Below are 25,036 nucleotides of genomic sequence, written 5' to 3'. Positions count from 1 at the left end.
CCATGCAAGCCACGGCAGCGCCCACCCACGGCGATCGGGCAGCGGCACCGGCCATCTCTGCGGCCACCCGACGCAAGGCCATCATCGCCGCCACGATCGGCAACGGCCTCGAATGGTTCGACTTTACCGTCTACGGTTTCTTTGCGCTCATCATCGCCAAGCTGTTCTTTCCCACCGGCAATGAACTCACTTCGTACCTGCTGACCGCCGCCACGTTCGGCGTGGGGTTCTTCATGCGGCCGGTCGGCGCCGTCGTCCTTGGCATTTACGCCGACCGCGTAGGACGCAAGGCAGCGCTTACGCTGACCATCATGATGATGGCGCTGGGCACGGCCATCATCGGGTTGGCCCCCACTTACTCTCAGATCGGCGTGGGCGCGCCGATCCTGATCGTCATAGCGCGTCTCATCCAGGGGTTCTCCGCCGGTGGTGAAGTTGGCGGCGCCACGGCGTTCCTGATCGAATACTCCCCCGACGAAAGGCGCGGCTACTTCGCAAGCTGGCAGCAGGCGAGCCAGGGCATCTCGTTCATCCTCGGCGCGGCAATGGGCGCGCTCGTCATCAACGGGCTTTCGCCGGAACAGGTCGACGCCTGGGGCTGGCGCATTCCATTCCTGTTCGGGCTGCTGATCGGGCCGGTCGGTATGTACATCCGCTCGCACCTGCACGAGCCGCCGGCGTTTAAAGAGCAGAAGGCTAAGGCCGCCAAGGAATCGCGCCTGGCGCCGCTGTCGCAAGTTTTCCGCGACCATCCGCGCGAAGTGCTGGGCGGCCTGGGCGTGACGATTCTCTGGACGGTCTGCACCTATACGCTGGTGTTCTACATGCCGACGTATGCCAAGCAACAACTTGGGCTACCGCTCGGTGCGACGTTCCAGTCGACTGCACTTTGCGGCGTGATCATCTTTGTGCTGTGTCCCATCATGGGTACCCTGTCCGACCGCATCGGGCGCAAGCGCATGCTGGGCACGGTGGCGCTCGTCATTGCAGCTGCGGCGTATCCGCTCTTCCACTGGCTCAACGTCAACCCGACGGTGCAGACCCTGCTGCAGGTGCAGGTGATCCTGGGTGTGTTGCTGGCGGCATTCACGGGCCCGGCTCCGGCCGTGCTGGCCGAGCAATTCCCGACGGCGGTGCGGTCTACCGGCCTGTCGATTTCGTACAACCTGGCGGTCACGATCTTCGGTGGTTTTGCTCCGCTGATCGTCACGAAGTTGATCGAAACCACCGGCAGCAAGCTGGCACCGTCGTACTACGTGATGGCCGCGGCGATCATCAGCGTGCTTGCGCTGTCGCTGATGCACGACCGCACGGGCAAGGCGATCGAAAAGTAATCGCTTGAAGTAGACCCCGCGCGAAACACGAGCGAAAACGGCCGGTGGATCACCCCACCGGCCGTTCGTCTTTTGCGCCCAGCAACGCTGCGTTTTCCAGCACACGCACGCCCGGCGCATCCACACGCGCCGCCATGACGAGCGCTGCCGCCACCGATTCCGCCGACACCGGTCGCCATGTCTTCGGAATCATCCATCCGATTGCATGCGACACGCCTTGCGCAACGCGTTCACCGAGCCGAAATTCTGCGCGCGCGCCGAGCAGCAATGACGGCCGAACCACCGTCACGGACGGAAAGCCGATCGACAGGATTTCGGCCTCCACCTCGCCTTTGCAGCGGTTGTAGAAAACACGGGAGTGCGCATCTGCGCCCAACGCGCTCACCAGCAAAAAATGATGCGCACCCGCAGCAAACGCGCGCCGCGCCAATTCGACCGGATACTCGACATCAACGCGCCGGAATGCAGCCTGCGAGCCAGCCTTCCGGATCGTCGTGCCAAGCGCGCAGATCACGATATCGGCGGCAAACGCAGACTGCGTTTCGGGCGCATTCAGGCGTTCAAAATCGACCACGCATTCGCGCAATCGACCGGGTGCTGCCTGCCCCGCTGTCAAGGCCGCGCGCCGCCGTACAAACGCCGTGACGCTGCCCGCCCAGGGCTGCGCAACCAGACGACGCACCACCGCGCGGCCCACCAGCCCGTTGGCGCCGGCCACCAGAACGGCCGGTCCGCTGGGTTGCTCCGGCGATTCGCCGCCGGCCGCGAAGCCTTGTCCGACAGGCATTTGCGAACTCGACATGATGTTCTCCATGAAGTTTGCACGGGCCCAGAAACACAGTGTACGGCGTCTGCCGAACCGGTTTTCGGCAGCGCCGCCTGCGCGCTTTCGGTGCGTTTTCGGCAAGAAGGACGCTTGCGGAAATGCAAACAAACCCCGTCGATATCAGGTGTTTCCCGGATACCCGCCCGCAAACCCAGGCGGGACAAGTGTCGGCTGCAAGCAACGGCCCGCAAACCCTTGCAGTTAGGGGATGTGCAACCCTTCGCAACGGTGATATAAAACGGGTCGCAGTACAACGCTGTCCAACAAACCTGAAGTGGGGAACTGACATGACGACCAAATCCGAACTCGTAGCCGCCATTGCGAAAGACGCTGAACTGAGCAACGCCGCCGCCGAGCGCGCGCTGAACTCCGCGCTGGAAAACATCAAGAAGACCGTCGCCAAGGGCGGCACCATCACGCTGGTTGGCTTCGGTTCGTTCTCGTCGGGCAAGCGTGCAGCACGCACGGGCCGCAACCCGCGCACCGGCGAAGCCATCAAGATCCCGGCAACCAAGACCGTGAAGTTCACGGCTGGCAAGGGCTTCAAGGACGCCGTGAACAAGAAGAAGTAAGAGTCTTCTGCCGAGCCCGGCATGCGTGCCGGGCCGGGAGACTTGCAAGGGACCCTACGGGGTCCCTTTTCTTTTGGTGCGTTTGATCTGGCGCAACGTCATGCGACCGGCCACACACCCACCAGATAACCGACCGAACCGACACGCGCGACAACCGTGCACGGATCGCCCTCGGCATCGAGCCATGCAGCCGCGCCCTGTGGTACATCGCCCGCGCCGATCGACAGCACGCCGTGCACGCAATACACCAGCCATTGCATGCCCGGATGCAATCGCGGCAGCGAACGGCGCTCGCCGGCTGCCAGGGTAATCGCCTCGGCGTGATGCGCCCAGGCGTCGCGCCGCGTCATCACGTTGAAATCCGACAGCGGCGCATCGAGCGTGGCATGCACGTCCGCTTCCCCGGGAAAGCGCACCGGCGCTTCACCAGGGGCCAGCATCACGGCTTCGAAGTCGGCACGATGCATCGTCAGACGGCCGCCCGCAATCACCGCAAGCGATCGGTCAATACCGGCAAAGCGCGAGAACGGCCCGGCCGCGTCCACCTGCGCGGTGCTCACGCGCCAGTCGAAATTGTCGAGCGTCGCTCCAGCCGGCGCGATGGCGATTTCAGTCGTGACGCCGCCGCCGTTCTTCCACGGCATGCGGCGCATTGCATCTGCAGGAATCAGCTTCATGAGCGACGCAACAGGTGATAGGCCAGACGCGCCGCCACGCGCACGGTGCGACGGTCCTGGTCGTATTCGGGATTGGTCTCGGCGATGTCCGCCACGCGCACCTTGCCGGTGGCGCAGACATGCTGCACGAGGGCTTCGAGCACCGGCAGCGTGATTCCGTAGGCCGCAGGTGCGGACACGCCCGGCGCAACGGCGGCCGCCAGCACATCCATGTCGATGGTCAGGTAGACGTGATCGGCATCGGCCAGCCATGCATCGAGGTCGGCCATGCGGGCATCGAGGTGCCGCTCCTGCACGTCGGTGTCTTCTACGTAGTGCGCGTGCAGTGCATCGGCGCGCTCGAACAGCGCGGGCGTGTTCGACAAGCGGCTCACACCGAGGCAGCAATACGTGAGGTCGACGCTGTGTGCGGCGCAGTCTTCTGCGATCTGGTCGAACGGCGTGCCGGAGTTGCCCGGGCGGCTTGTGCGCAGGTCGAAATGCGCATCGAAATTGACGACCGCGAGACGCCCCCTCCAGCCTTGTTTCTGCCAATGCTGACGCAGGCCCTGGTAGGTGCCGAACGCCACCTCGTGTCCCCCACCGAGCACGACCGGCCGCGCACCGGCATCGAGCAGCTTGCACACGGTGCCGCCAAGCGCGGCTTGCGCGCGTTCCAGATCGCCGTCTTCACACGTGACATCTCCCGCGTCGGCGAGCACCGACAGCCCATGCGCGGGAACATTGGCCAATGCACGGCGGATTTCGCGCGGGCCCTGCGCAGCACCGGCGCGGCCGTGGTTGCGCACCACGCCCGCGTCGCACGCAAACCCGACCAGCGCGGGCACGCCGCACGACGTTGTCGCATCAGCCGCTTGCACGATCTGGAACAGGCGCGTGACGTCACCGCGTTCGCCGGTGTCGTCACGCCCCTGCCAGATGGAAGCATCGAACGTAGCAGCTTCGGTCATCGTCATGCGCGTGTCAGCACCGCTTGCAGGAACGAACGCGTGCGCGCTTCCTTGGGCTCGCCAAAGATGACCGACGGCGGCCCAGCTTCGACGATGCCGCCGCCGTCCATCACCACCACCACGTCGGCCACTTCGCGTGCGAAGCCCATCTCGTGCGTGACCACGAGCATCGTCATGCCTTCCTTGGCCAGCACCTTCATCACCTGCAGCACTTCGCCAACGAGTTCCGGGTCGAGCGCAGATGTCGGCTCGTCGAACAGCATCACCTTGGGCCGCATCGCCAGCGCACGGGCAATGGCCACGCGCTGCTTCTGTCCGCCTGAGAGGCTGGCAGGCATCGCGTCGGCCTTGTGCGCCAGGCCCACTTTCTGCAGCAGCTCGCGCGCTTCGGTCTCAGCTTCGTGCTTGGACTTGCCACTCAGCATGCGCGGACCAACGGTGACGTTGTGCAGTACCGAAAGATGCGGAAACAGGTTGAACGACTGGAACACCATGCCGACCTGCTGCCGCAGCTGGTTCAACTCGCCATCGGGCAGCAACTTGCCGTTGTCGATCAGGCGCTTGCCGCAGATGTCGATGGTGCCGCCTTCTGCGGTTTCCAGCCCGTTACAGCAACGCAGGAACGTGCTCTTGCCCGAGCCGCTAGGGCCGATGACGACCACCACCTGCGAGGCGTCGACGTCAAAGTCGATGCCCTTGAGCACGGTGTGATCGCCATACGATTTGGTGAGCCCGCGGATCTGGATCATGGGCACATCCAGCGCGGATTTGAGAGTTTGCGGGTGAGCCGCATTTGTCATGCTCATTGCACCATGCCTCCCGCACGGATGTTGCGCTCAAGCCGGTGCAGAAGATAGCTGGCGGCACTGGTCAGCACTAGGTACACCAGCGCAATCGCCAGATACACCTCCAGCGAGCGATACGACACGCTGATGATCTTCTGCCCTTCGTGCATCAGGTCGTGGATCGTGAGCAGCGACACCAGCGCCGAGTTCTTGATCAGCGCGATGAACTCGTTGCCCAGCGGCGGGATCATCCGCACCACGGCCTGCGGCAGGATGATCGCGCGCATCGACTGCGCCGACGACATGCCGATCGAGCGTGCCGCCTCCATCTGCCCACGATCCACCGACTGGATCGCACCGCGCACGATTTCGGACACATAGGCGCCCGAATACACGCCCAGCCCCAGCACGCCGCACACGAACGCCGGCAGCAGGATGTCGAACTGCGGCAGCCCGAAAAACAGCAGGAAGAGCTGCACCAGCAGCGGCGTGCCACGGATGAACGTCACGTACACCGTGCAGATGCCGTAGATGAATCGGCGGCGCGGGTTCAGCCGCCCGATGCCGATCAGCAAGCCAAGCACGCAGCCGAGCACCAGCGCGGCGGCCGTCACCTCAACGGTCACGAGCGCACCGCGCAGAATGTCGTGCCAGCCGGCCCAGACAGGAGAAAAATCCAGTTCCATCAGTGTGTCCGTCGGTCGTTACTTGGCGGCGGCGCCAAACCACTTCTTGACGATCTGGTCATATGTGCCGTCGGCCTTGATCTTCTCCAGCGCGGCGTTCAACGCCTTGGTCAATTCCGGTTGATCGCGGCGCACGGCGATGCCGTATTCCTCCGTGGTCAGCGCGGGCTCAACCAGGCGCAGACCCGGACGCGCCTTCACGTAGTACGCGGCTGCGGGGCGGCCCGTGACAGCAGCATCGGCACGGCCGATCTCGACGAGGTTGAACATCTGCTCGTTCTTCTCGACTTCCACGCGTTCGACCTTCGGGTAGTTCTCGCGCAGGTAGTTGACCGACTTGGTGCCCACCTGCACGCTGACCTTCTTGCCGTTCAGATCCGCCGGCGTCTTGATGGCCGTGTTGCCTTGCTTGACCATCGCGACCAGGCCGCCGTGGTAGTACGGCACCGTGAAGTCGACCACCTTCTTGCGCTCTTCCGTGATGTAGATGCCGGAGATGGCCACGTCAAAGCGGCGCGAGATCAGGCCCGGGACGAGGCCCTTGAAGTCGATGTCGGTCCACTCGACCTGACGGCCCATGGTGCGGGCCAGCGCTTCGATCATGTCTACATCAAAGCCGGTGCGCTTGCCGTTTTCGACAAACTCCATCGGCGCGAAGGTGGCGTCGGTGGCCACGCGCAGTGGCTCGCCAGCAGCGTGCGCAGCAGTTACGAAAGACGCCGCAGCGGACAACGCCACGGCACAAGCCAGCATCGAATGCATGAAGTGACGACGATTCCCCATGAGTGGTCTCCTTGTGTGATGCTTGTGGGGTGAGAAAAAAGAATCGGAAAAATCAAAAATTCAAATGTCCTGCAGCCGCGCAGAAATGGACGCAGCCGCCGCAACGGTCATGTCGATCAGGCGCTGCTCCTTGCCGCGCACGCGCGTTGCCGGCGCCATCAACGTGATGGAGCCGAGTGCGTGGCCGGGCAGCCGGAACACCGGCACGCTCACGCCCCAGACGCCGGGATCGACCTCGCCTTCGGACAGCGCATAGCCCGCGGCGCGAATGTCAGCGAGTTCACTTTGCAGTTGCGCCTGGGTGTCGGTATCGACGGCCAGTAAGTCGGCGAGGATGGCGCGCGCGGCAGCAGGTGGCATGAACGCGAGCAATGACTTGGCAGAGGCGCCGGCCAGGAGGGGCACGCCGCGCCCCTTCTCGAATGAGCAGCGCAGCGATTGCTGGCTCTCGACCATCTCCAGGCAGACGGCCTGGTCCTTCACGGCCACGACCAGCCCCACCGATTCGCCCGACTCGGCCACGAGTTTGGCCATGCCGATGCGCGCTTCCTGCACAAGATGCGAAGCGTGGTCGAAACCGAGTGCGAGTTGCAGGCTGATCGGGCCCGGAGCATAGGTGCCGGCCGATTCCAGGACAAAGCCCCATCGCTTGAGCATCGCCACCTGGCGGTACAGCGTGCTCTGCGGCAGGCCGGTCAGTTCGACCAGCTCGCGCGCTGCAACCGGGCGGCCGTGGCGCGCGATGGTCGCGAGCACCATCAGCACGCGGTCCGAACCGCTCGTGGCGGCAGCGGATTGTGCTGGCGAAGGGGCCAAGCCCGGCTCGGTCATCGCGAAACTCCGTCGAGTGATGTTGCGACGGAGAATGCGACGATTTTCTCAATACATCAACGCAACATTCCCATCCACCGGGAATGAATCACGAATTCGGTGTTAACACCTAGGACGCGTCGGTCACATTCCAGACTTCTTCGTCCAGGCGCGCTTCCAGAAACGCGACAACGGCGTGGGCGGATGCCTCGCTGCGGCATGTCGCGAGCGCGGCGTACAGCGGTGCGGCCAGGCCGTTGAGAAAGTCGGTCGGCGCTTCCGGACCTTCGGCGAGATAGCGCTGCAAGGCCGAGAATGCCCCCGCCTGGCTCAGGCGCCAGTCGGCAATCGAGGCCTGCCGCACGTGGCGCGGTGCAAATGGCTTGGCAGGCGCAGGCTGGAGCGGCGGCTTGAGCATGGACACCGTCTTGATTGGCGCGCGGCTTGCGACATAACCCTCGGCGATCAGGCGCGCGAGGTCTTCGGCACGATCGTCAATGTCGGGGCCGGCACTGCTCAACTGCGCCAGGATGTCCGCCGCGCAGCGTTCGCCATTGACGAGCAGCAGGATCGCCCGCTGCCGATGCGTTAGGTGCCCACTGCGCGCCTGCAGCTCCTGCGTGCCGCGCTCCGTGCGCGACAGGATGTGGCTCAGATCCACCGTCCCCTCCCTTGTTTTTTATGCGTCTGTTCGATGAAGGGCCAGTCTAGAAAAACCCGGCGCGGCGCGGACCATTTGAATGCCGTATGGCGCGCGATACCGACTATCACGTGCGCGGCATTGCGTTCGCGCAGGCGACCGGCATGGCGATCGATCATCAAATCTGGATTGAAACCAGATCGACTCACAGGGCCTTTATCGTCTGCGATTGGAAATCTACAGTGCAGCGCTTCACAACCAACGGAGTCCACCATGCTTATCCGCCCCGCCTTGCTCGCCGCCGCCGTGCTGACGCTGCCCGCCCTCGCAATGGCACCCGCAGCCATTGCGTCAACCTCCGATGCTGATCTCATCCGCGCGAACCACGTCGCTGCGCCTGACACGCCGCAGGCTGCAGCCGCCGTGCTGGCCGCACGTCGCTACGCCACCTTCTGGCATACCGGCGATGCTCGCTATGCCACGCAGGCCCTGTCGCCCGCATTTGTCGACCGCACATTGCCCGCCGGGCGCGTGCAGGGCACGCAAGGCCCGCTCGATGCGTCCAAGGCGTTCCGCACCGCCGTGCCCGACATGCGCGTGGAAATCGAAGACATGGTCGTTGCCGGCGACCGCGTTTCGGTTCACCTGCGCTTTCGCGGACACTTCACCGGAGAGTTCGGCCGCACGCACGGGCAGAACCAGCCGATCGACTTCCAGGCCTTCGACCTGTATCGCATTGCCGACGGCAAGATCGCAGAAAACTGGCACCTGGAAGACAACCAGACGCTGCTGCGGCAGATGGGCCTTCAACCGTAATCCTCACGGCTTCATTAACGCCCATTAACAGCCCTGCTCGCCGCTCCCGCTATGCTTCGGCCCAGCTTGCAGACCGCCCGGCGGCTGCGCAAGCATGAGAAGAATCGAGCCAATCAACACACAAGAACATCTTCGGGAGAAGCACATGGGAAAGGGGTTTCAGGGCGCGTTGCGCACCTGGGCGGGCGCACTCGCCTGCACGGCGGTGCTAGGTGCGATGGGCGCGATGGGCGCTACGTCAGCCCACGCGCAACCGGCCAGCGATCCGCAGCAGGAAATGAAGCAAGCCTGGGCTGCAGCCAAGGCTGCCGCGAAGGTGGGCCCCACCTCGATCGAACTGCGTGACCAGGCCACGCTCAAGATCGGCAAGGATGAGGTCTTCATTCCGCAGCCGGCCGCCGGGCAGCTCATGCATGCCATGGGCAACAGCAACAACCCCGACATGCTGGGCCTCGTCATGCCCACCAGCGACGAAGACGAATGGATGGTCGTCGCCAAGTACGAGGCCTCGGGCTACATCAAGGACGATGACGCCCGGGACTGGAACGTCGACGATCTGTACAAATCGCTCAAGGAAGGCACCGCCGCCGCCAACGAAGATCGCGAGAAGCGCGGCATCCCCGCACTGGAAATCCAGGGCTGGGTCGAGCGTCCGCACTATGACGCCGCCACGCACCGCCTCATCTGGTCGATGGCTGCACGCTCCAAGGGCCAGCCGGCAGATGACCCCGGCGCGGTCAACTACAACACCTACGCACTGGGCCGCGACGGCTACATCAGCCTGAACCTGATCACCGGCCGCGACCATGTCGACGCCGACAAGCCCGCCGTGCAGAAGCTGCTCGCCGATCTCGATTTCAAAGATGGCAAGCGGTACACCGACTTCAACGCGAAGACCGACAAGGTGGCCGAGTACGGGCTGGCAGCGCTGGTGGGTGGCATCGCCGCCAAGAAGCTGGGCCTGTTTGCCGTGATGGCTGCGTTCCTGGCCAAGTTTGCGAAGGTGGCGATCCTGGCGGTGGCAGGCTTTGGCGCGGCCATCGCGAAGTTCTTCAAGCGCAAGCCGAGCGCATAAGCCGTGGCCAAGCTGCTGATCCTGCTGTTTTCAGGGCTGAAGTTCGGCAAGCTGCTGACCACCGGCGGCACGATGCTGCTGTCGGTGGCCGCCTATGCCTTCGTGTTCGGCTGGCGTTATGCGGTGGGTTTCGTGGTGCTGCTGTTCATCCACGAGATGGGCCACTTCATGGCGGCACGCCAACGCGGGCTGGCCGTGGGGGCGCCCACCTTCATCCCGTTCGTGGGCGCATGGATCGACCTGAAAGAGCAGCCGATGGATGTCGAAACCGAAGCCCATATCGGCTTGGCTGGCCCCGTCGCCGGCACGGTCGGCGCGATGCTTTGCTACGGGCTTGCGCGCTACACCGACAGCCAGTTGCTGCTGGCGCTGGCCTACGCCGGCTGCTTCCTCAACCTGTTCAACCTGATCCCGCTCTCGCCGTTTGACGGTGGACGGATTACGGCGGTGCTGTCGCCGCGCATCTGGTTTCTGGGGGTGCCGGTGCTGGTGGCGCTGTTCGTGTGGCGGCCGAGTCCGATCCTGATCCTGATTGCGGTGCTGGCCGTGCCGCAGTTGATGAAGGCTTGGCGTTACGACCCGCATGCGCCCGAAAACCGCGCGTACTACAGCATCTCGAACGAATCGCGCCTGACCTACACGGTGTATTACATCGGCCTGGTCGTCTTTCTGGCGATAATGAGCCACGAGTTGCACGACATGCTCGGCAGCGTGCGCGCATAAAAAAACCTCCGCTTGTGCGGAGGTTTTTTCTTGGGTCGCCGGAGCGATTCGCCTTAGGCGAAGTTCTTGGCAACGAAGTCCCAGTTGACCAGGTTCCAGAACGCCTCGACGTACTTCGGACGGGCGTTGCGGTAGTCGATGTAGTAGGCGTGTTCCCACACGTCGCAGGTCAGCAGCGGCTTGGCGTCGGTCGTCAGCGGCGTGGCGGCGTTCGAGGTCGACACCAGATCCAGCGAGCCGTCGGCCTTCTTCACCAGCCAGGCCCAGCCCGAACCGAAGGTGCCGATGGCCGTCTTCGTGAACTCTTCCTTGAACTTGTCGAAGCTGCCCCACTTGGCGTTGATGGCGTCAGCCAGCGCGCCGGTCGGAGCGCCGCCGCCTTGCGGCTTCAGGCCGTTCCAGTAGAACGTGTGGTTCCACACCTGTGCGGCGTTGTTGAACACACCGCCCGAGGACTTCTTGACGATGTCTTCGAGGCTCAGGTTCTCGAACTCGGTGCCCTTGATCAGGTTGTTCAGGTTCGTGACGTAGGTCTGGTGGTGCTTGCCGTAGTGGAACTCCAGCGTTTCCTTGGAGATGTGCGGCGCCAGAGCGTCTTGGGCGTACGGCAGCGGGGGGAGCGTGTGTTCCATTGTTCTTGCCTTCTGTGGGTTGTACAGGTTGGGAGCGACGATTGTAGGAGACTTGCAAAACCGGCGCAAACCGCATGCCAAATAGTGGGAATACCCGCTAAACGCGTGCGGAATCGCGATCGTTGCCGCGATAAGGTCATGCGCTGGTCACAGTTCGAGCTTCGGTTGCACGCGGGCGATTTCGATGTCGGCCGTACCGTGCGCCAGCCGCGCCTCGATACGTGCCCGGGCATGCAGGGCGTTCGGATCGCGGATGGCATGGCCTTTGGCATCGAGCAGCACCGCATAACCGCGCTCCAGCGTGCGCTGCGGCGCCAGCAGTTCCAGCCCGCTGTGCTGACGTGCCAGGCGCTCCTGCGCGCGAGCCAGCCTGTCTCGCATGACGCGTGCCAGCGTCGCTTCGGCTTGCTGCAGGCGCGTGCGCTCTCGCGTGGCGTCGGGGCGGGCTGCGGCCAGGCGCATCGTCAGCAGACGCTGCTGGTGTTCCGCGCGCTGCACGCGGCCTGTCAGGGCGAAGCGCAGGCGGCCTTCGAGATGAGCGAGCTGCGTGCGGCGTTCGCGCATCTGCGCCTGCGGGCTGCGCAGGCGGCGCGCGAGCCAATCGACAGTCTGCGCGCGGCGATCGAGTTGCCGGCGGAACTGTGCGGACAGCGCATCCCAGTCGCGCCCCACATCGCGCAGCATGCGAGCGCGATCGGGGCTGACGAGTTCGGCGGCCGCAGTCGGCGTGGGCGCCCGCACGTCGGCCACAAAATCGACGATGGTCACATCCGTCTCATGCCCGACACCGGCCACAATGGGAATGTCCGATGCGGCCACGGCGCGCGCAACCGGCTCTTCGTTGAAGGCCCAAAGATCTTCAATGCTGCCGCCGCCCCGGCACAGGATGACAACGTCGACCTCTGCCCGGGCATTGACCCGTTCCAGCATGGCCGCGATGCGCTCTGACGCTCCCGCGCCCTGCACTGGCACGGGATACACCACCACCGGCACGTGCGGCGCGCGCCGGCGCAGCGTGGTCAGCACGTCGCGCAAGGCCGCCGCCTGCAGCGACGTCACCACGCCAATCGCACGCGGATGCCGCGGCAGGGGCCGCTTGCGGTCGGCGTTGAACAAGCCTTGCGCCTCCAGCGCGGCCTTCAGCCGCAGGAAAGCCTCGTACAGATTGCCCAAGCCGGCCCGACGGATGGCTTCGACGCTCAATTGCAGCTCGCCGCGCGCTTCGTACAGCGTGACCAGCGCGCGCACCTCGACGGCCTCGCCTTCGCGCGGGGTGAAATCGGCGTACTGGTTGCGGCCCTTGAACATCACGCAGCGGATCTGCGCGCCTGCGTCCTTGAGCGAAAAATACCAATGGCCGCTGGCCGCGCGCGTGAAGTTCGAAATCTCACCGCGCACCCATCCCAGCGGAAAGTTGCGTTCAAGCAGCCCCGCAATGCGGCGGTTGACGTCACTGACGGTAAGCACATCCTGCGAGCCCCGAGTCGGTGCAGACGCAGCGGCTGGTGCGGCCGCCATCTCAGGTGTGGATGCGGGCGTGGGTGCGGTGGCATCCATCCAGAATGGGCGGCGGGAAGACGGCGGCGGGGTCATAAGTGGTGCAGGGAGCGCAAAACGATGAGGCTTCGGGGAGACTTCTACCTTGAATAGGGGAGGCAACCGACGCTGGGTGGGCTACCTGTCCACAGCATAACTTCCTTGTCAAGCTTGACAGCGGGCGGGTGACTCGCTCTCTGCATTTTGACGCAACCTGTTGATTCTTATGAAAAATCCACCCATGTCAAAATTTCAGCAGCGCAAGTAATTTCGTTCTGCGTCAAGCATTTAGCGGCGGCGCCCCAAGGATGTTCACAAAGTTATCCACAGCGGCGCTGGAAAACCATGATGTGACGCCTGGGCAGTGGATAAATCGGCCGTCGATTCTCACACGTTCGCGGCGGGTATCCCCATTTTTTCGTGCGAATGCCCGCTGCACAATTTTTAGGCGCACCACCGAACGCCCTTTTGAATCAGTCACTTAAGGTGCTTGTCCGGGCAATGTCCACAACCCGTCCACAGGACTGTCCCGCGCCGGTGTGGATTTCCTTGCGCTTTTTCGAGGCACACTCTCGTTCTTCTCCAAATCCGCACCAAAACCCTGGCTGCCTCATTTTTAAGCACACCATTGGACTTCCTTTGAGATCAAGCACTTAGCATGCTTGTTGAGGCAATGTCCACAACCCATCCACACAACTGTCCCGCAGCGATGTGGATTACTCGCCGTTTTACCGGATCCGTGGGCGTTTGTTCACGGATTGGCCACCGAATTGCCGCTTGCACATTTTTTAAGCACGACACCGAACTCCCTTTCGCATCAAGCACTTAGTTTGCTTGTTCGGGCAATGTCCACAACCCGTCCACAAGACTGTCCCGCGCGGCTGTGGATTGTGCGGTCAGCATCTTTCGTGACAGCGCGTTGACCATCGTCTGCGCCTGTCGCGATGCTGCGCCATCGTGTTGCCGTGGCAGGTCCGACGCGCTAGAGTGCTGCCTGTTTTTGCCGCAACGGACAGCGTTCGGGGACGCGGACGGCATAAGCAGCAAACCAGAACAGAATCACACTCCTTCTACAACGACAAAACGGGTTGTCCAGTGTTTTCCATCATTCAAGCCGCCGGCTGGCCAATCTGGCCGCTGTTGATCGCCTCGGTGCTCGCGCTCGCGCTCATCATCGAACGCTTCGTCGCCCTGCAACGCAAGAAGATCATTCCGCCCAAGGTGTATGACGAGGCGCTGGCCGTCGCGCATCAGCGCCGTGCCACGCCAGAAGTGGTGAACACGCTGGAACAGGGCTCGCCACTGGGCCGGCTGCTGGCCGCTGCGCTGCGCCACGTGGTGCTGCATCCGAACACCACGCGCGACGCCGCCAAGGAAGTGGTGGAAGAAGCCGGCCAGAATGTTGCCCACCGCCTGGAGCGCTATCTGAACGCGCTCGGCACGATTGCCTCGGTGGCGCCCCTGATGGGCCTGTTCGGCACGGTCGTCGGCATGATCGAGATCTTCGGCAGCCAGACCGCCGCGGGCACGAACCCGCAGGCGCTGGCGCACGGCATCTCTGTCGCGCTGTACAACACCGCGCTGGGCCTCGTGGTGGCCATCCCGACACTGATCTTCTGGCGCTACTTCCGTGGCGTGGTGGATAACTACGTGGTCGAGCTGGAGCATCTCTCGACCACGTACCTTGACGCGATCCTGCCGCCGCGGCGCGGCTGATCCGGGCAACGCCCTACTGGAAACAGCCATGCGCTTCCGCCCGCGCCGTGCCCGCGAAGAGCCGGAGATCAACCTGATCCCGCTGATCGACGTGCTGCTCGTGATCCTCATTTTTCTGATGATCACGACCACGTATTCCCGCTACACCGAACTCAAGGTCAACCTGCCCACCGCCGAAGCTGAAAAAGCCACCGAGCGCCCGGGCCAGATCGTTGTGTCCGTCACTGCCAACGGCGTCTACTCTGTCGACAAGCAAGTGCTCGACACGCGCGACGTCACCAGCCTGGCCGACGCCCTGCGCAATGCCGCGGGCAAGACCGGGGGCCCGGAGCCCATCGTCATCGTCAACGCCGATGCGCAAGCCGCGCACCAGGCGGTGGTGAATGTCATGGAAGCCGCGCGGGTGGCCGGGCTGTCGCACCTGACCTTCGCCACGCAAACCGGCAACGCCCGCTGAGAGACCGTCTCTAAACCACAATCACACCGCATGCCCGTCGCCCAGCACCGCCTCGCCAGCTTCGTCACCCGCCAATGGCAGCAACGCGGCTGGTTTGCGTGGGTGATGTGGCCGCTGTCTTGGCTGTTTGGTGCGGTGAGCGCGCTGCGCCGGCTGCTGTTTCGCACAGGCATGCTGCGCTCGGTGCGGCTGCCGATGCCGGTGGTGGTGATCGGCAACGTGACGGTAGGCGGGGCCGGCAAGACGCCCGCCGTGATTGCGTTGGCGTCGGCACTGGCTGAAGCCGGCCTGCGGCCGGGCATCGTCTCGCGCGGCTACGGTGCGCAACTGAAGCATCCGCGCCCTGTGCGCGAACACTCCCGCGCAGAAGACGTCGGCGATGAACCGCTCTTGATCGCGCGTGCCACCGATCTGCCAGTGTGGGTCTTTCCCGATCGCGTGCTGTGCGCGCAGACGCTGCTGGCCTCGCACCCGGGCTGCAACGTGATCGTCTGCGACGACGGCCTGCAGCACTATCGCCTGCGCCGCGATATCGAAATCATCGTGTTCGACACGCGCATGGGCGGCAACGGCTTCCTGCTGCCCGCCGGCCCGCTGCGCGAGCCGATGGCGCGCCGCCGTGACGCCACGCTCATCAACGACCCGAACTACCGCGCCACGCCCGACCGCCCGAACGTCTTTGGCATGCACCTCGAACTGCAGGACGCGTACAACCTGGCCGACCCGGCGCTGCGCCGCCCGCTCGCCCAGTTCGCGCGCATCGAAGGCGGACAATTGCTTGCCGCGGCCGGCATCGGCAACCCCGAGCGGTTCTTCGCCTCGCTACGCGCCGCCGGCCTCAAGCCGAGCACGCTGCCGCTGCCCGATCACTACGATTTCGCCGACAGCCCCTTCACCGACAGCCACGCCGAGGTCATCCTGATCACCGAAAAGGATGCCGTAAAATGCGGCCATCTCGACGACCCGCGCATCTGGGTGGTGCCGACCACACCGGTGGTCGACCCGGCGCTGGTCGAACAGGTCTGCCAGCGCGTACGCGCCCTGGCCGATCGCGCAACGCTCAAGGCAAGCGCACAATAACGCCACCCCATCCGCTGTACCGGCGCGCCGCCCTACCGTTTGGGCGGCCGCCACGGAGCCTCTACCGCCATGGACAATCGCCTGCTGGAAATCCTCGTCTGCCCGTTGTGTAAGGGCACGCTGCAACACGACCGCGCCAACAACGAACTGATCTGCCACGTCGACAAGCTGGCCTACCCGATCCGCGACGGCATCCCCGTCATGCTGGCCGATGAAGCGCGCCAGACTGTGGAAGGCACGCCGGTCGATCCGGCCTGATACGAAGGTCGCCGACATGTCGCACGCGCCGTTCATCGCTGTCATTCCCGCGCGGCTGGCGTCCACGCGGCTGCCCAACAAACCGCTGGCCGACATCGACGGCAAGCCGATGGTGGTGCGCGTGGCTGAACGCGCGCATCAGTCGTCTGCCGCGCGCGTGGTGGTCGCCACCGATGCAGCGTCGGTCGCCGATGCCTGCATGCAGCATCACGTGGAAGCCGTGCTCACGCGCGCCGACCACGCCTCTGGCACCGACCGTCTGGCCGAAGTGGCCACCGTGCTGGGCCTGCCCGATGACGCCATCGTCGTCAATGTGCAAGGCGACGAACCGCTGATCGCACCGACGCTGATCGACAACGTGGCTGCGCACCTGCGCGACCACCCCGACTGCGCCATCGCCACCGCTGCCCACCCGATCCATGACCCGGCCGACGTGTTCAATCCGAACGTGGTCAAGGTCGTGCTCGACGCTGCCGAACGCGCACTGCTGTTCTCGCGCGCGCCGCTGCCCTGGGCGCGCGACACCTGGACGCCCGCGGTCATGGCGCGGTCCGTTGCGGAGCGCCCGCTGCCAGCCATGCCCGTGCTGCGCCATATCGGCATCTACGCGTACCGCGCCGGGTTCCTGCGCCGCTTCCCGCAATTGGCCGCTGCCCCGATCGAACAAACCGAGCAGTTGGAGCAGCTACGCGCCATGTGGCACGGTGAGCGCATTGCCGTGCTGACCACGAATGACGCCCCCGCGGCCGGTGTCGACACCCCCGAAGACCTCGCCCGAGTGCGCGCTGCCTGGGCCGAACTGCTGACCCAGGACGGCCCCTGAAGCCGCGATTTCTCTGAACTTTGCGCGCGGGGCTGCCAAAACCCCGGCCCCGCCATGGCATAATCGCGAGGACGACAAGCCGCATGACGGCGCCCACGCAGGCGCCACAGCGGCGACAGGGAGACAAATCGAGCCATGGGTGCCGCCGTCCGGCGGACGCCTGATTCCCCAGAGTCCGGTAAGGCTGGCGTCAACTTCGCCCGCTAGGCTGCCTGTTTGCGTCGATTGCGTCGCCATGGCTTGATCACCAGGCGTATTGGGAATCCGCCCTCTCGGACCGATTCCCAACGCGCTTCATACAGCCTGACAGCGCGACAAGATTCGAAAACTTGAGGAACTCGTCACCATGCGGTTGATTCTGTTGGGCGCGCCCGGCGCCGGCAAAGGTACGCAAGCCAAATTCATCTGCGAAAAGTTCGGCATTCCGCAGATCTCCACCGGCGACATGCTGCGCGCGGCCGTCAAGGCAGGTACCCCGCTGGGTATCGAAGCGAAGAAGGTGATGGATGCCGGCGGCCTGGTGTCGGATGACATCATCATCGGCCTCGTAAAAGACCGCCTGCAGCAACCTGACTGCAAGAACGGCTACCTGTTCGACGGCTTCCCGCGCACCATTCCGCAAGCGGAAGCCATGAAAGATGCCGCCGTGGCAATCGACTACGTGCTGGAAATCGACGTGCCGTTCGACGCCATCATCGAGCGCATGAGCGGTCGCCGCGTGCACGTAGCATCGGGCCGCACGTACCACATCAAGTACAACCCGCCCAAGACCGAAGGCGTGGACGACGAAACCGGCGAAGCGCTGATCCAGCGCGACGACGACAAGGAAGAGACCGTGCGCAAGCGCCTGGACGTGTATGAGAATCAGACGCGTCCGCTGGTGGACTACTACTCGCAGTGGGCGGCGAACGGCAATGGCGCCGCCAAGGTTGCGCCGCCGAAGTATCGCAAGATCAGCGGCGTGGGCAACGTCGACGAGATTACCGCCCGCGTATTCGGCGCCCTGCAAGACTGAGCGCCTTCCCGCCCCGACCCGCTGACGAAAAGCGGCGCCTCCTGACGAGGCGCCGTTTTTTTTTGCGCGATCACCAGTGGCTTCGCGATACCATATGACGCTGAACTTGACGCGAACGTAAACGTCAAGTAACGCGCAAACCACAACCAAGGAGACACGGCATGGAGATTCGCGATCAGGTATTCATCGTCACGGGCGGCGCGTCTGGACTGGGCGCAGGCACTGCGCGCACGCTGGCCGAAGCCGGCGGCAAGGTGGTGATTGCCGACCTGAACGAGACCGCCGGCGCGGCGCTCGCGCAGGAACTGGGCGGGCGCTTCGTGCGCTGCGACGTCGCCTCGGAGGCCGACGGCCAAGCGGTGGTGGAGACCGCCACGTCCCTGGGCACGCTGCGTGGGCTGGTGAACTGCGCAGGCATCGCCACGGCGTCCCGCACGGTGGGCAAGACGGGGCCGCATCCGCTGGACCAGTTCGCACGGGTGATCAACATCAACCTGGTCGGCACGTTCAACATGATCCGTCTGGCCGCGACGGCCATGGCCGGTAACACGCCAAACGCCGGGGGCGAGCGCGGCGTGATCATCAACACGGCATCGGTGGCAGCGTTTGACGGGCAGATTGGCCAGGCGGCCTACGCGGCGTCCAAGGGCGGCGTGGTGGCGATGACGCTGGCGATTGCACGTGACCTGTCGCGCGACGGCATCCGCGTGATGACGATTGCGCCGGGCATCTTCGAAACGCCGATGCTGCTGGGCATGCCGCAGGAAGTGCAGGACGCGCTGGGCAAGATGGTGCCGTTCCCGCCGCGCCTCGGTAAGCCGGCGGAGTATGCGCAGCTCGCTCGCGCGATCGTAGAGAACCCGATGCTCAATGGCGAAACCATCCGTCTGGATGGCGCCATCCGCATGCAGCCGAAATAAGCGCGGCGGTCAGGTCACGAGGTGGCTGGCAGCGCCATCCGGCGAATCATCTGCCACGCCGCCTCGGCCGCCGGTGAGAGCGAGCGATCCTGCCGACGCGCCAGCACAATGGCGCGCGTTTCCTTTGGCGACAGCGGCACCGCCACCAAGGGCGACGAAGAGGGCAGCGGCAACGACAGCGACGGCACCACGCCCGCGCCGATACCCGCTTCCACCATGCCAAACACAGCGCTGCTGTGGCCCATCTCCTGCGCAACGTCAGGTTGAACGCCGTGGCGCAGGAAGATGCGGTCGATGAGCGGGCGGCTGCCCGAAGCGTGGTCGAGCAGGACGACCGCCGTGCGATGCAGATCTTTCCAGCGCACGCTGGTGCGTTGTGCGAATGGGTGATCCTTGCGACAGACGAGGCAGAACGGATCGATCAACAGCGACTCGGTCCATAGGCCTTCGGTATCGAGCGGTTCTACCACCACACCGAAATCTGCTCCACCTGTGCGGATCAATTGCAGCGTGTCGACCTGCACGGAGTCCCGCACGATCATGCGGATGTCCGGATAGCGCACCGCACACTCGGCCACGTAGACCGGCATCAATCGGGTCGACACCGTGGGGCTGGACGCCACCACCACGCGCCCGCGCCGCTGCTCGCCCACCTGGCGCGCCTGTTGCAACGTGTCGTCCAGGTCGGCGACGAGGCGGTCAAGCGCCGTCGCCAGCGAGCGCCCCACTTCCGTCAGCACGACTTCGCGGGTGGTGCGATCGAGCAGCTTCAGGCCTAGTTCGCCTTCCAGCTCGGAGATCGAGCGACTCACGGCCGGCTGTGTCAGGCCGATGGTGTCGCCCGCGCGACTGAAGCTGTGCGCACGTGCCACCGCAAGAAAGACGCGCAATTGGCGCAGGGTCACATTCATGCTGACTGCGTATGAATTGATTCGATCAATGCATTTGTATTCTAGATAGGGATGTTGTGCAATAGCGCCTATCCCGCCATCCAACCCGCGCCGTCACGTAACGGTGACTGCGCATGCACATGAAGATTCCGCTTTTGTCTCCGTTGTTGTCCCATATCGATGGGTTCATTCGCGCCATGCTGGTGATGGTCGCCCTCGCCCTCTTCTTCCCGGCGCTTGGCGCGAGCGACGGTCCGTTGCGGCTCGACATTGTCACCATCGTCGGCGTATCGCTGGTGTTCTTCCTGCACGGCGCAGCGCTCTCGCGCGAGAAAATTGTGGAGGGCGCGCGCAACTGGCGCCTGCATCTGTTCGTGCAAAGCTGCACATTCATCCTGTTTCCGCTGATCGGCGCGGTCATCTTGTTTGTGTGCAAAGCGTTCATTCCGGCAGAGCTGGTGCTGGGCGTGTTCTATCTGTGCGCGCTGCCGTCCACGGTGTCGTCGTCGGTGGCGATGACGGCCATGGCCAAGGGCAACGTGCCGGCCGCCATCTTCAACGCGACCATCTCGGGCCTGATCGGCATGATCGCCACGCCGCTGCTGATGAGCTTCGTGATCCAGGCCTCGGGCGCGGACCTGTCGGTCGGCAAGGCGCTGCTTGGCGTGGCCGAGCAACTGCTGCTGCCGTTCGTGCTGGGCCAGTTGCTGCGCCCGGTGCTCGGCGGCTTCATCAACAAACACAAGCCGATCATCAACAAGGTCGACCGCGCGGTCATCCTGCTGATCGTGTTCAACTCGTTTGCCGATTCGACGCACGCAGGCGTGTGGTCGAAGTATCCGTGGGAGACCATCGTGGCGGTGGCCGTCATGAGTGGTGCACTGTTGTTCGTCGTGCTGGGTGCGACGACGTGGCTGTCGCGGCGCGCGGGCTTCAACCTGGCCGACGAGATCACCGCCGTGTTCTGCGGCTCGAAGAAGAGCCTGGCGAACGGGGTGCCGATGGCGAAGATTCTGTTTGCCGGCAACCCCGCGCTCGGCCTAATCGTGCTGCCGCTGATGATCTATCACCAGTTGCAGTTGATCGTGTGCTCGACGCTGGCGCGCAGGTATGCAGATCGCGTTGCTCGCGCGGAGACCGGCGCCAGCGCCCCGGCCAGCCGCCCGGCTTGATCAGCGCAAGCCCATCAGACCCGCAAGTTCCGCTTCAGGCCAGTGGTAGGTGCGCACCCAAGCGTGCCCGCCATCGGCCGTCTCCAGCCAATCCCGGCTGACCGACACACCGCCCAGGGCTTCGTAGAAGCCGATCGCGGCAGTGTTCGCCTCGTACACCAGCAGATGCAACTGCGTGATGCCCTGAGCTGCGGCCCAGCGCGCCGCTTCGCCCATCAGGCGCTTGCCGACGCCATGGCCACGTGAAGCCGGCAACAAATGCAGGTTGTCGACGAGCGCGCCCCACGGCGTGCCGTCTTCACGCAGAGCGCAGAGAAAACCGATGGTCTCGCCGTCCAGATCGGCACACCACACGCACTGTCCGGCCGCGGGCGTAGTCATGCGCTCACGCCACTTGGCGTGCATCTCTGCGTTGGCCACACCGTCGAGATACGCGTCGGACAGGATGCCGAGCCCGCGATACGCGCTCTGCCAGCTTTGCGTGTGGATGTCGGCGATGGTGCTGGCGTCAGACGCCCCGCCGTCGCGCAATACAACCGTTGTCATGCGTCAGACGCCCGGGTTGCGCGACAACGGCGGATTCTTGGCGAAGTACGCCCGAATGCCGCGCAGGATGGCGTCGGCAAGCTGGTTCTGGTGGCCCAGGTCGTTGAGCTTGGCTTCTTCTTCCGGATTGGAGATGAAGGCGGTCTCGACCAGGATGGATGGAATGTCCGGCGCCTTGAGCACCGCAAACCCCGCCTGCTCGACCTGCCCCTTGTGCAGCCGGTTGATGCCGCCGATCTGGTCCAGCACCGCCTTGCCGACCTTCATGCTGTCGGTGATTTGCGCGGTGGTCGACAAGTCCAGCAGCACGCGCGTGACCTGCGCGTCTTTCGAGCCGAGATTCGCCCCGCCGATCATGTCAGCCGCGTTTTCCTTGTTGGCGAGCCACTTGGCCTGCGCGCTCGAAGCGCCGCGATCGGACAGCACGAACACCGATGCCCCGCGCGCCTCCGGTGAAAGAAACGCATCGGCATGAATGGAGACGAACAGATCCGCCTGCACGCGGCGCGCCTTCTGCACGCGCACGCCCAGCGGGACGAAGTAGTCGGAATCGCGCGTCATCATGGCGCGCATGTTGGGCTGGGCGTCGATCTTGGCCTTGAGCATGCGGGCAATCGACAGCACCACATCTTTCTCGTGCGTGCCGGCACCGCCCGTGGCGCCCGGGTCTTCGCCGCCATGGCCGGGGTCGATAGCGACCGTCAGCAGCCGGCGCATGCGCGGGCCGTTCGACGGCGCGCGCGGCACGGGTTGCTCGGGAATGATCTCCAGTGGCGGCGTGTTCGGCGCGTTGGCAAGCGTCGACGGAGGATTCGTAGACGTTGCGGGTGGCGCCTTGCGCGGCGGCGTGCGGCTGGCAAGCGCCGGGGGGTGCGGCTCTTCGATCGGCGGCTTGGTTGGGCTGCCACCGCTGCTGCGGCGTGCCAGCGCGGCGATCGGGTCATCGTCATCCGACGGCTCCGGCATCGGCGTGCCGCCTGACGCAGCAAAACGCTCCTGCTTGCCCTCGGTGGCCTGCACGAGCTGCATCAGCGGGTCGGGCGGGTTGGTCGGGTACAGATCGAACACGAGCCGGTTGCGATAGCCCGCAATCGGCAGCAGCGTGAACACCTGCGGGTTGACGCTTTCCTTCAGGTCAAACACCAGGCGCACGACGCTCGGCCGGTTCTGGCCTACGCGCACCTGGCGGATGTACGGATCGTTCGGCGCGATCTTGGCAACTAGCTCGCGCAACGTCGGGTTCAGGTCCAGCCCGTCGATGTCGACCATCAGGCGATCCGGGTCCTTGATGAGCTGATGCGTGGCCTTGAGCGCGACGTCGGATTCGATCGTCACGCGCGTGTAGTCCTCGGCGGGCCACACGCGCACGGCGACGATGTTGGCGCCGCGCGCAATCTGCGGGCCCACCAGGCCCAGGATGACCGTGCCTGCGCCGGCCTTCGCCATGCGCGTGAGCCATTGGCGGCGGGCCTGGCTCGGCAGGTTGGGATAATCCGGTTGATCGGTCGGCAGATGCTTGATCAGCATGGGAACAGGTGTTGCAACGACTGTAGAAGTTGAAGGCCGGTCTGCGTGCGTGCGCTCAGACGTGCAAGGCGCGGTGCATGCTCAACGCCGTCATCGTAGGTTTCGTGCACAACGTCGACCGATAAAGCGATGTGCAGATCGGGCGTGCCGAGCAGCGCCTGGGCTTTCTCGGGCCATTCGACCAGGCACAGCGCGGGTTCGGCAAAGCAATCGCGGAACCCGGCATCAGTCCATTCTTCGGGATCGGCAAAGCGGTACAGGTCGAAGTGATAGACCTTTTGCGTGCCCGTAGTCCCGGCAACGTCGTACGGCTCGACCAGCGTATAGGTGGGGCTGCGCACGCGCCCGGTGTGTCCGAGGCCGCGCAGGATGGCGCGCGAGAGCGTCGTCTTGCCCGCGCCCAGATCGCCCGAGAGTTGCACCTGCACGGGCCGCGGACCGAGTGCCAGCACGGCCTGCGCGAGCGCCGCGCCAAAAGCCAACGTGGCCGCTTCATCGACAAGCGAAAGCGTGCGCTCGGCGAGCGGAGGGGTCAGACCAGAAGGCGCGTCAGCAGGGAGCACGGTGGGCATTGCGTACAATTTGGGCATGTCCGCCACCCCCACGTCATCATCCGAAACGAACCTGGATGCACGCTTGCCAGCCGATGAGGCCGGCATGCACGCGCTTGTGGCGCAGATCCGCTCCTGGGGTGCCGAACTCGGTTTCGATGCGGTCCGCATCGCCGATGTCGACCTGTCGCACGCTGAAGAAGGGCTCCAGACGTGGCTTGCGCAGGGGTTTCACGGTGACATGGATTATATGGCGAACCATGGCATGCTCCGCGCACGCCCGGCCGAACTTGTTGCCGGAACGGTACGCGCCATCGTCGCGCGGATGCCGTATCTGCCACATCTGGCCGATCCGCGAACGGCCGGCAGCGACTGGCGCACCATCGAGTGGGACCGCCTGCGCCGCCCCGAAGACGCCACCATCTCGCTCTACGCACGTGGCCGCGACTATCACAAGGTGCTGCGCCAACGCCTGCAGAAGCTCGCAGAAAAGATTGCCGACGCCGTGGGGCCGTACGGTTTCCGCGTGTTCACCGATTCGGCGCCAGTGCTCGAAGTCGCATTGGCAACGAACGGCGGCCTGGGCTGGCGCGGCAAACACACGCTGCTGCTGGACCGCGATGCGGGCTCGATGTTCTTCCTCGGGGAAATCCTCGTCGACCTGCCGTTTCCCGTTGATCCGCCCGTGGAGCCCCACTGCGGCAACTGCACGCGCTGCATCGACGTGTGCCCTACGCAGGCCATCGTCGCGCCATACACGGTGGACGCGCGCCGTTGCATCTCGTACCTGACCATCGAGCACAAGGGCAGCATCCCGGTCGAGCTGCGCCCGGCGATGGGCAACCGCGTGTACGGCTGCGACGACTGCCAGCTCATCTGCCCGTGGAACAAATTTGCCGTGCCGGCCAACCTGCCTGATTTCGACGTACGCAACGGATTGGACGCGGCCACACTGGCTGAACTCTTCCACTGGACCGACACCGAGTTCAACCAGCGTCTGGAAGGCAGCCCGATCCGCCGCATCGGCCACGAGCGCTGGCTGCGCAACATAGCCGTGGCGATCGGTAACGCGCTGCGCGCTCCCCTGCCGGATACCACGCGTGCGCAACTGATTGCCGCCTTGCAAGCACGCGCTGATGACGCATCGGAACTCGTGCGTGAACACGTGGCCTGGGCGCGGGCACAGACGACGTGAGCGCTCGCTCGGGTTAGGCACGCCAACACAGCAGGACTGTG

The 25,036-nt window shown here is 64.6% G+C and carries 29 protein-coding genes; 14 read left to right on the top strand and 15 right to left on the bottom strand.

The window, feature by feature from the left end; all coding sequences use genetic code 11:
• The first annotated feature begins 2 nt into the window (after window positions 1-2).
• Window positions 3-1,334, top strand: a complete 1,332-nt coding sequence (locus tag ACTJK4_RS07170) for an MFS transporter (protein WP_440817122.1) — start codon at window positions 3-5, stop codon at window positions 1,332-1,334.
• Window positions 1,335-1,383: 49 nt separating this feature from the next.
• On the opposite strand, the gene ACTJK4_RS07165 is transcribed toward ACTJK4_RS07170, so the two are convergent.
• Window positions 1,384-2,136 (bottom strand): oxidoreductase, encoded by a 753-nt coding sequence (locus ACTJK4_RS07165; RefSeq protein ID WP_414560994.1) that lies wholly within the window; start codon window positions 2,134-2,136, stop codon window positions 1,384-1,386.
• Between the two features lie 311 nt (window positions 2,137-2,447).
• On the opposite strand from ACTJK4_RS07165, the gene ACTJK4_RS07160 reads away from it, so the two are divergent.
• Window positions 2,448-2,732: an HU family DNA-binding protein gene (locus ACTJK4_RS07160; protein ID WP_003272088.1), complete on the top strand. Its 285-nt coding sequence runs from the start codon at window positions 2,448-2,450 to the stop codon at window positions 2,730-2,732.
• A gap of 98 nt (window positions 2,733-2,830) precedes the next feature.
• Here ACTJK4_RS07160 and ACTJK4_RS07155 read toward each other — a convergent pair whose 3' ends face one another.
• The 8 genes from ACTJK4_RS07155 to ACTJK4_RS07120 all read right to left on the bottom strand — a co-directional run bounded on the left by ACTJK4_RS07155 (window position 2,831) and on the right by ACTJK4_RS07120 (window position 8,242).
• Entirely contained in the window at window positions 2,831-3,409 is a 579-nt protein-coding gene (locus tag ACTJK4_RS07155; protein WP_440817116.1) for a HutD/Ves family protein, read from the bottom strand.
• Window positions 3,406-4,365: a formimidoylglutamase gene (gene hutG, locus ACTJK4_RS07150; protein ID WP_414560997.1), complete on the bottom strand. Its 960-nt coding sequence runs from the start codon at window positions 4,363-4,365 to the stop codon at window positions 3,406-3,408. The genes ACTJK4_RS07155 and hutG overlap by 4 nt, the downstream gene beginning before the upstream one ends.
• Window positions 4,362-5,165 (bottom strand): amino acid ABC transporter ATP-binding protein, encoded by an 804-nt coding sequence (locus ACTJK4_RS07145; RefSeq protein ID WP_440817112.1) that lies wholly within the window; start codon window positions 5,163-5,165, stop codon window positions 4,362-4,364. Before ACTJK4_RS07145 ends, hutG begins: the two co-directional genes overlap by 4 nt.
• Window positions 5,162-5,830: an amino acid ABC transporter permease gene (locus ACTJK4_RS07140; RefSeq protein ID WP_012762742.1), complete on the bottom strand. Its 669-nt coding sequence runs from the start codon at window positions 5,828-5,830 to the stop codon at window positions 5,162-5,164. Before ACTJK4_RS07140 ends, ACTJK4_RS07145 begins: the two co-directional genes overlap by 4 nt.
• Window positions 5,831-5,848: 18 nt before the next feature.
• Window positions 5,849-6,613 carry a glutamine ABC transporter substrate-binding protein gene (locus ACTJK4_RS07135; RefSeq protein ID WP_260802064.1) on the bottom strand — a complete coding sequence of 255 codons (765 nt, stop codon included), beginning with the start codon at window positions 6,611-6,613 and terminating at the stop codon, window positions 5,849-5,851.
• A 60-nt stretch (window positions 6,614-6,673) separates the two neighbouring features.
• Window positions 6,674-7,444: an IclR family transcriptional regulator gene (locus ACTJK4_RS07130; protein ID WP_440817110.1), complete on the bottom strand. Its 771-nt coding sequence runs from the start codon at window positions 7,442-7,444 to the stop codon at window positions 6,674-6,676.
• Window positions 7,445-7,553: 109 nt separating this feature from the next.
• The gene (locus ACTJK4_RS07125) at window positions 7,554-8,084 is read right to left on the bottom strand and encodes a hypothetical protein (RefSeq protein ID WP_440817108.1); all 531 of its coding nucleotides are present in this window, start codon (window positions 8,082-8,084) and stop codon (window positions 7,554-7,556) included.
• Window positions 8,075-8,242 carry a hypothetical protein gene (locus tag ACTJK4_RS07120; RefSeq protein WP_232040856.1) on the bottom strand — a complete coding sequence of 56 codons (168 nt, stop codon included), beginning with the start codon at window positions 8,240-8,242 and terminating at the stop codon, window positions 8,075-8,077. Before ACTJK4_RS07120 ends, ACTJK4_RS07125 begins: the two co-directional genes overlap by 10 nt.
• 94 nt (window positions 8,243-8,336) lie before the next feature.
• Here ACTJK4_RS07120 and ACTJK4_RS07115 point away from each other — a divergent pair, with 94 nt between their 5' ends.
• From ACTJK4_RS07115 to ACTJK4_RS07105, 3 genes are all read left to right on the top strand, one after another.
• A complete protein-coding gene (locus tag ACTJK4_RS07115; RefSeq protein ID WP_260802067.1) occupies window positions 8,337-8,879 on the top strand; it encodes an ester cyclase in 543 nt (180 codons plus the stop codon).
• Between the two features lie 145 nt (window positions 8,880-9,024).
• A complete protein-coding gene (locus tag ACTJK4_RS07110; protein WP_440817106.1) occupies window positions 9,025-9,954 on the top strand; it encodes a DUF2167 domain-containing protein in 930 nt (309 codons plus the stop codon).
• A 3-nt stretch (window positions 9,955-9,957) separates the two neighbouring features.
• The gene (locus ACTJK4_RS07105; RefSeq protein WP_440817103.1) at window positions 9,958-10,677 is read left to right on the top strand and encodes a site-2 protease family protein; all 720 of its coding nucleotides are present in this window, start codon (window positions 9,958-9,960) and stop codon (window positions 10,675-10,677) included.
• A gap of 53 nt (window positions 10,678-10,730) precedes the next feature.
• Here ACTJK4_RS07105 and sodB read toward each other — a convergent pair whose 3' ends face one another.
• Together sodB and xseA are read right to left on the bottom strand one after the other, a co-directional pair.
• The gene (sodB, locus tag ACTJK4_RS07100; protein WP_009241368.1) at window positions 10,731-11,309 is read right to left on the bottom strand and encodes a superoxide dismutase [Fe]; all 579 of its coding nucleotides are present in this window, start codon (window positions 11,307-11,309) and stop codon (window positions 10,731-10,733) included.
• Window positions 11,310-11,456: 147 nt separating this feature from the next.
• The gene (xseA, locus tag ACTJK4_RS07095) at window positions 11,457-12,866 is read right to left on the bottom strand and encodes an exodeoxyribonuclease VII large subunit (protein WP_440817100.1); all 1,410 of its coding nucleotides are present in this window, start codon (window positions 12,864-12,866) and stop codon (window positions 11,457-11,459) included.
• Window positions 12,867-13,940: 1,074 nt separating this feature from the next.
• Between xseA and ACTJK4_RS07090 the strand changes: the two genes are divergently transcribed.
• The 7 genes from ACTJK4_RS07090 to ACTJK4_RS07060 all read left to right on the top strand — a co-directional run bounded on the left by ACTJK4_RS07090 (window position 13,941) and on the right by ACTJK4_RS07060 (window position 19,114).
• Window positions 13,941-14,561: a MotA/TolQ/ExbB proton channel family protein gene (locus ACTJK4_RS07090; protein WP_045202714.1), complete on the top strand. Its 621-nt coding sequence runs from the start codon at window positions 13,941-13,943 to the stop codon at window positions 14,559-14,561.
• 28 nt (window positions 14,562-14,589) lie between these two features.
• The gene (locus ACTJK4_RS07085; protein WP_232040860.1) at window positions 14,590-15,018 is read left to right on the top strand and encodes an ExbD/TolR family protein; all 429 of its coding nucleotides are present in this window, start codon (window positions 14,590-14,592) and stop codon (window positions 15,016-15,018) included.
• 30 nt (window positions 15,019-15,048) lie between these two features.
• On the top strand, window positions 15,049-16,098 hold the full coding sequence (gene lpxK, locus ACTJK4_RS07080) for a tetraacyldisaccharide 4'-kinase (RefSeq protein ID WP_343620148.1): 1,050 nt from the start codon (window positions 15,049-15,051) through the stop codon (window positions 16,096-16,098).
• A 69-nt stretch (window positions 16,099-16,167) separates the two neighbouring features.
• A complete protein-coding gene (locus ACTJK4_RS07075; RefSeq protein WP_004631803.1) occupies window positions 16,168-16,356 on the top strand; it encodes a Trm112 family protein in 189 nt (62 codons plus the stop codon).
• 16 nt (window positions 16,357-16,372) lie between these two features.
• A complete protein-coding gene (kdsB, locus tag ACTJK4_RS07070; protein ID WP_316870092.1) occupies window positions 16,373-17,179 on the top strand; it encodes a 3-deoxy-manno-octulosonate cytidylyltransferase in 807 nt (268 codons plus the stop codon).
• A gap of 346 nt (window positions 17,180-17,525) precedes the next feature.
• Window positions 17,526-18,194, top strand: coding sequence for an adenylate kinase (gene adk / locus ACTJK4_RS07065; RefSeq protein WP_024974894.1), 669 nt, complete (start codon window positions 17,526-17,528; stop codon window positions 18,192-18,194).
• A 161-nt stretch (window positions 18,195-18,355) separates the two neighbouring features.
• Window positions 18,356-19,114, top strand: coding sequence for a 3-hydroxyacyl-CoA dehydrogenase (locus ACTJK4_RS07060; protein ID WP_260802072.1), 759 nt, complete (start codon window positions 18,356-18,358; stop codon window positions 19,112-19,114).
• Window positions 19,115-19,128: 14 nt separating this feature from the next.
• Here the strand turns inward: ACTJK4_RS07060 and ACTJK4_RS07055 are convergent, their stop codons facing one another.
• Window positions 19,129-20,025 (bottom strand): LysR substrate-binding domain-containing protein, encoded by an 897-nt coding sequence (locus tag ACTJK4_RS07055; protein WP_440076204.1) that lies wholly within the window; start codon window positions 20,023-20,025, stop codon window positions 19,129-19,131.
• 119 nt (window positions 20,026-20,144) lie between these two features.
• On the opposite strand from ACTJK4_RS07055, the gene ACTJK4_RS07050 reads away from it, so the two are divergent.
• On the top strand, window positions 20,145-21,176 hold the full coding sequence (locus ACTJK4_RS07050) for a bile acid:sodium symporter family protein (protein ID WP_440817093.1): 1,032 nt from the start codon (window positions 20,145-20,147) through the stop codon (window positions 21,174-21,176).
• Here ACTJK4_RS07050 and ACTJK4_RS07045 read toward each other — a convergent pair whose 3' ends face one another.
• Genes ACTJK4_RS07045 through tsaE form a run of 3 tightly spaced genes read right to left on the bottom strand, consistent with a single transcriptional unit; the run spans window position 21,177 to window position 23,821 of the window.
• Window positions 21,177-21,722 carry an N-acetyltransferase family protein gene (locus ACTJK4_RS07045; RefSeq protein WP_440076206.1) on the bottom strand — a complete coding sequence of 182 codons (546 nt, stop codon included), beginning with the start codon at window positions 21,720-21,722 and terminating at the stop codon, window positions 21,177-21,179.
• A 3-nt stretch (window positions 21,723-21,725) separates the two neighbouring features.
• Window positions 21,726-23,249: an N-acetylmuramoyl-L-alanine amidase gene (locus ACTJK4_RS07040; protein WP_440817089.1), complete on the bottom strand. Its 1,524-nt coding sequence runs from the start codon at window positions 23,247-23,249 to the stop codon at window positions 21,726-21,728.
• Window positions 23,243-23,821, bottom strand: coding sequence for a tRNA (adenosine(37)-N6)-threonylcarbamoyltransferase complex ATPase subunit type 1 TsaE (gene tsaE / locus ACTJK4_RS07035; protein WP_316870220.1), 579 nt, complete (start codon window positions 23,819-23,821; stop codon window positions 23,243-23,245). Before tsaE ends, ACTJK4_RS07040 begins: the two co-directional genes overlap by 7 nt.
• 16 nt (window positions 23,822-23,837) lie before the next feature.
• Here tsaE and queG point away from each other — a divergent pair, with 16 nt between their 5' ends.
• Window positions 23,838-24,995 carry a tRNA epoxyqueuosine(34) reductase QueG gene (queG, locus tag ACTJK4_RS07030; protein WP_440817087.1) on the top strand — a complete coding sequence of 386 codons (1,158 nt, stop codon included), beginning with the start codon at window positions 23,838-23,840 and terminating at the stop codon, window positions 24,993-24,995.
• The last annotated feature ends 41 nt before the right edge of the window (window positions 24,996-25,036 follow it).

Origin of the sequence: Ralstonia sp. 22111 (assembly GCF_052045895.1) — a bacterium.
GTDB lineage: Bacteria > Pseudomonadota > Gammaproteobacteria > Burkholderiales > Burkholderiaceae > Ralstonia > Ralstonia wenshanensis.
Note: the sequence above shows the minus strand (reverse complement) of the source record. Positions and strands in the feature narration are given on the sequence as shown.

Excerpts from the sequence above, each read along its gene's own strand:
- ACTJK4_RS07170 (WP_440817122.1), top strand. The coding sequence starts at position 3 with ATGCAAGCCACGGCAGCGCCCACCCACGGCGATCGGGCAGCGGCACCG.
- ACTJK4_RS07165 (WP_414560994.1), bottom strand. The coding sequence starts at position 2,136 with ATGTCGAGTTCGCAAATGCCTGTCGGACAAGGCTTCGCGGCCGGCGGC.
- ACTJK4_RS07160 (WP_003272088.1), top strand. The coding sequence starts at position 2,448 with ATGACGACCAAATCCGAACTCGTAGCCGCCATTGCGAAAGACGCTGAA.
- ACTJK4_RS07155 (WP_440817116.1), bottom strand. The coding sequence starts at position 3,409 with ATGAAGCTGATTCCTGCAGATGCAATGCGCCGCATGCCGTGGAAGAAC.
- hutG (WP_414560997.1), bottom strand. The coding sequence starts at position 4,365 with ATGACGATGACCGAAGCTGCTACGTTCGATGCTTCCATCTGGCAGGGG.
- ACTJK4_RS07145 (WP_440817112.1), bottom strand. The coding sequence starts at position 5,165 with ATGAGCATGACAAATGCGGCTCACCCGCAAACTCTCAAATCCGCGCTG.
- ACTJK4_RS07140 (WP_012762742.1), bottom strand. The coding sequence starts at position 5,830 with ATGGAACTGGATTTTTCTCCTGTCTGGGCCGGCTGGCACGACATTCTG.
- ACTJK4_RS07135 (WP_260802064.1), bottom strand. The coding sequence starts at position 6,613 with ATGGGGAATCGTCGTCACTTCATGCATTCGATGCTGGCTTGTGCCGTG.
- ACTJK4_RS07130 (WP_440817110.1), bottom strand. The coding sequence starts at position 7,444 with ATGACCGAGCCGGGCTTGGCCCCTTCGCCAGCACAATCCGCTGCCGCC.
- ACTJK4_RS07120 (WP_232040856.1), bottom strand. The coding sequence starts at position 8,242 with ATGATCGATCGCCATGCCGGTCGCCTGCGCGAACGCAATGCCGCGCAC.
- ACTJK4_RS07115 (WP_260802067.1), top strand. The coding sequence starts at position 8,337 with ATGCTTATCCGCCCCGCCTTGCTCGCCGCCGCCGTGCTGACGCTGCCC.
- ACTJK4_RS07110 (WP_440817106.1), top strand. The coding sequence starts at position 9,025 with ATGGGAAAGGGGTTTCAGGGCGCGTTGCGCACCTGGGCGGGCGCACTC.
- sodB (WP_009241368.1), bottom strand. The coding sequence starts at position 11,309 with ATGGAACACACGCTCCCCCCGCTGCCGTACGCCCAAGACGCTCTGGCG.
- xseA (WP_440817100.1), bottom strand. The coding sequence starts at position 12,866 with ATGGATGCCACCGCACCCACGCCCGCATCCACACCTGAGATGGCGGCC.
- ACTJK4_RS07085 (WP_232040860.1), top strand. The coding sequence starts at position 14,590 with ATGCGCTTCCGCCCGCGCCGTGCCCGCGAAGAGCCGGAGATCAACCTG.
- lpxK (WP_343620148.1), top strand. The coding sequence starts at position 15,049 with ATGCCCGTCGCCCAGCACCGCCTCGCCAGCTTCGTCACCCGCCAATGG.
- ACTJK4_RS07075 (WP_004631803.1), top strand. The coding sequence starts at position 16,168 with ATGGACAATCGCCTGCTGGAAATCCTCGTCTGCCCGTTGTGTAAGGGC.
- kdsB (WP_316870092.1), top strand. The coding sequence starts at position 16,373 with ATGTCGCACGCGCCGTTCATCGCTGTCATTCCCGCGCGGCTGGCGTCC.
- adk (WP_024974894.1), top strand. The coding sequence starts at position 17,526 with ATGCGGTTGATTCTGTTGGGCGCGCCCGGCGCCGGCAAAGGTACGCAA.
- ACTJK4_RS07060 (WP_260802072.1), top strand. The coding sequence starts at position 18,356 with ATGGAGATTCGCGATCAGGTATTCATCGTCACGGGCGGCGCGTCTGGA.
- ACTJK4_RS07055 (WP_440076204.1), bottom strand. The coding sequence starts at position 20,025 with ATGAATGTGACCCTGCGCCAATTGCGCGTCTTTCTTGCGGTGGCACGT.
- ACTJK4_RS07050 (WP_440817093.1), top strand. The coding sequence starts at position 20,145 with ATGAAGATTCCGCTTTTGTCTCCGTTGTTGTCCCATATCGATGGGTTC.
- ACTJK4_RS07045 (WP_440076206.1), bottom strand. The coding sequence starts at position 21,722 with ATGACAACGGTTGTATTGCGCGACGGCGGGGCGTCTGACGCCAGCACC.
- ACTJK4_RS07040 (WP_440817089.1), bottom strand. The coding sequence starts at position 23,249 with ATGCTGATCAAGCATCTGCCGACCGATCAACCGGATTATCCCAACCTG.
- tsaE (WP_316870220.1), bottom strand. The coding sequence starts at position 23,821 with ATGCCCACCGTGCTCCCTGCTGACGCGCCTTCTGGTCTGACCCCTCCG.
- queG (WP_440817087.1), top strand. The coding sequence starts at position 23,838 with ATGTCCGCCACCCCCACGTCATCATCCGAAACGAACCTGGATGCACGC.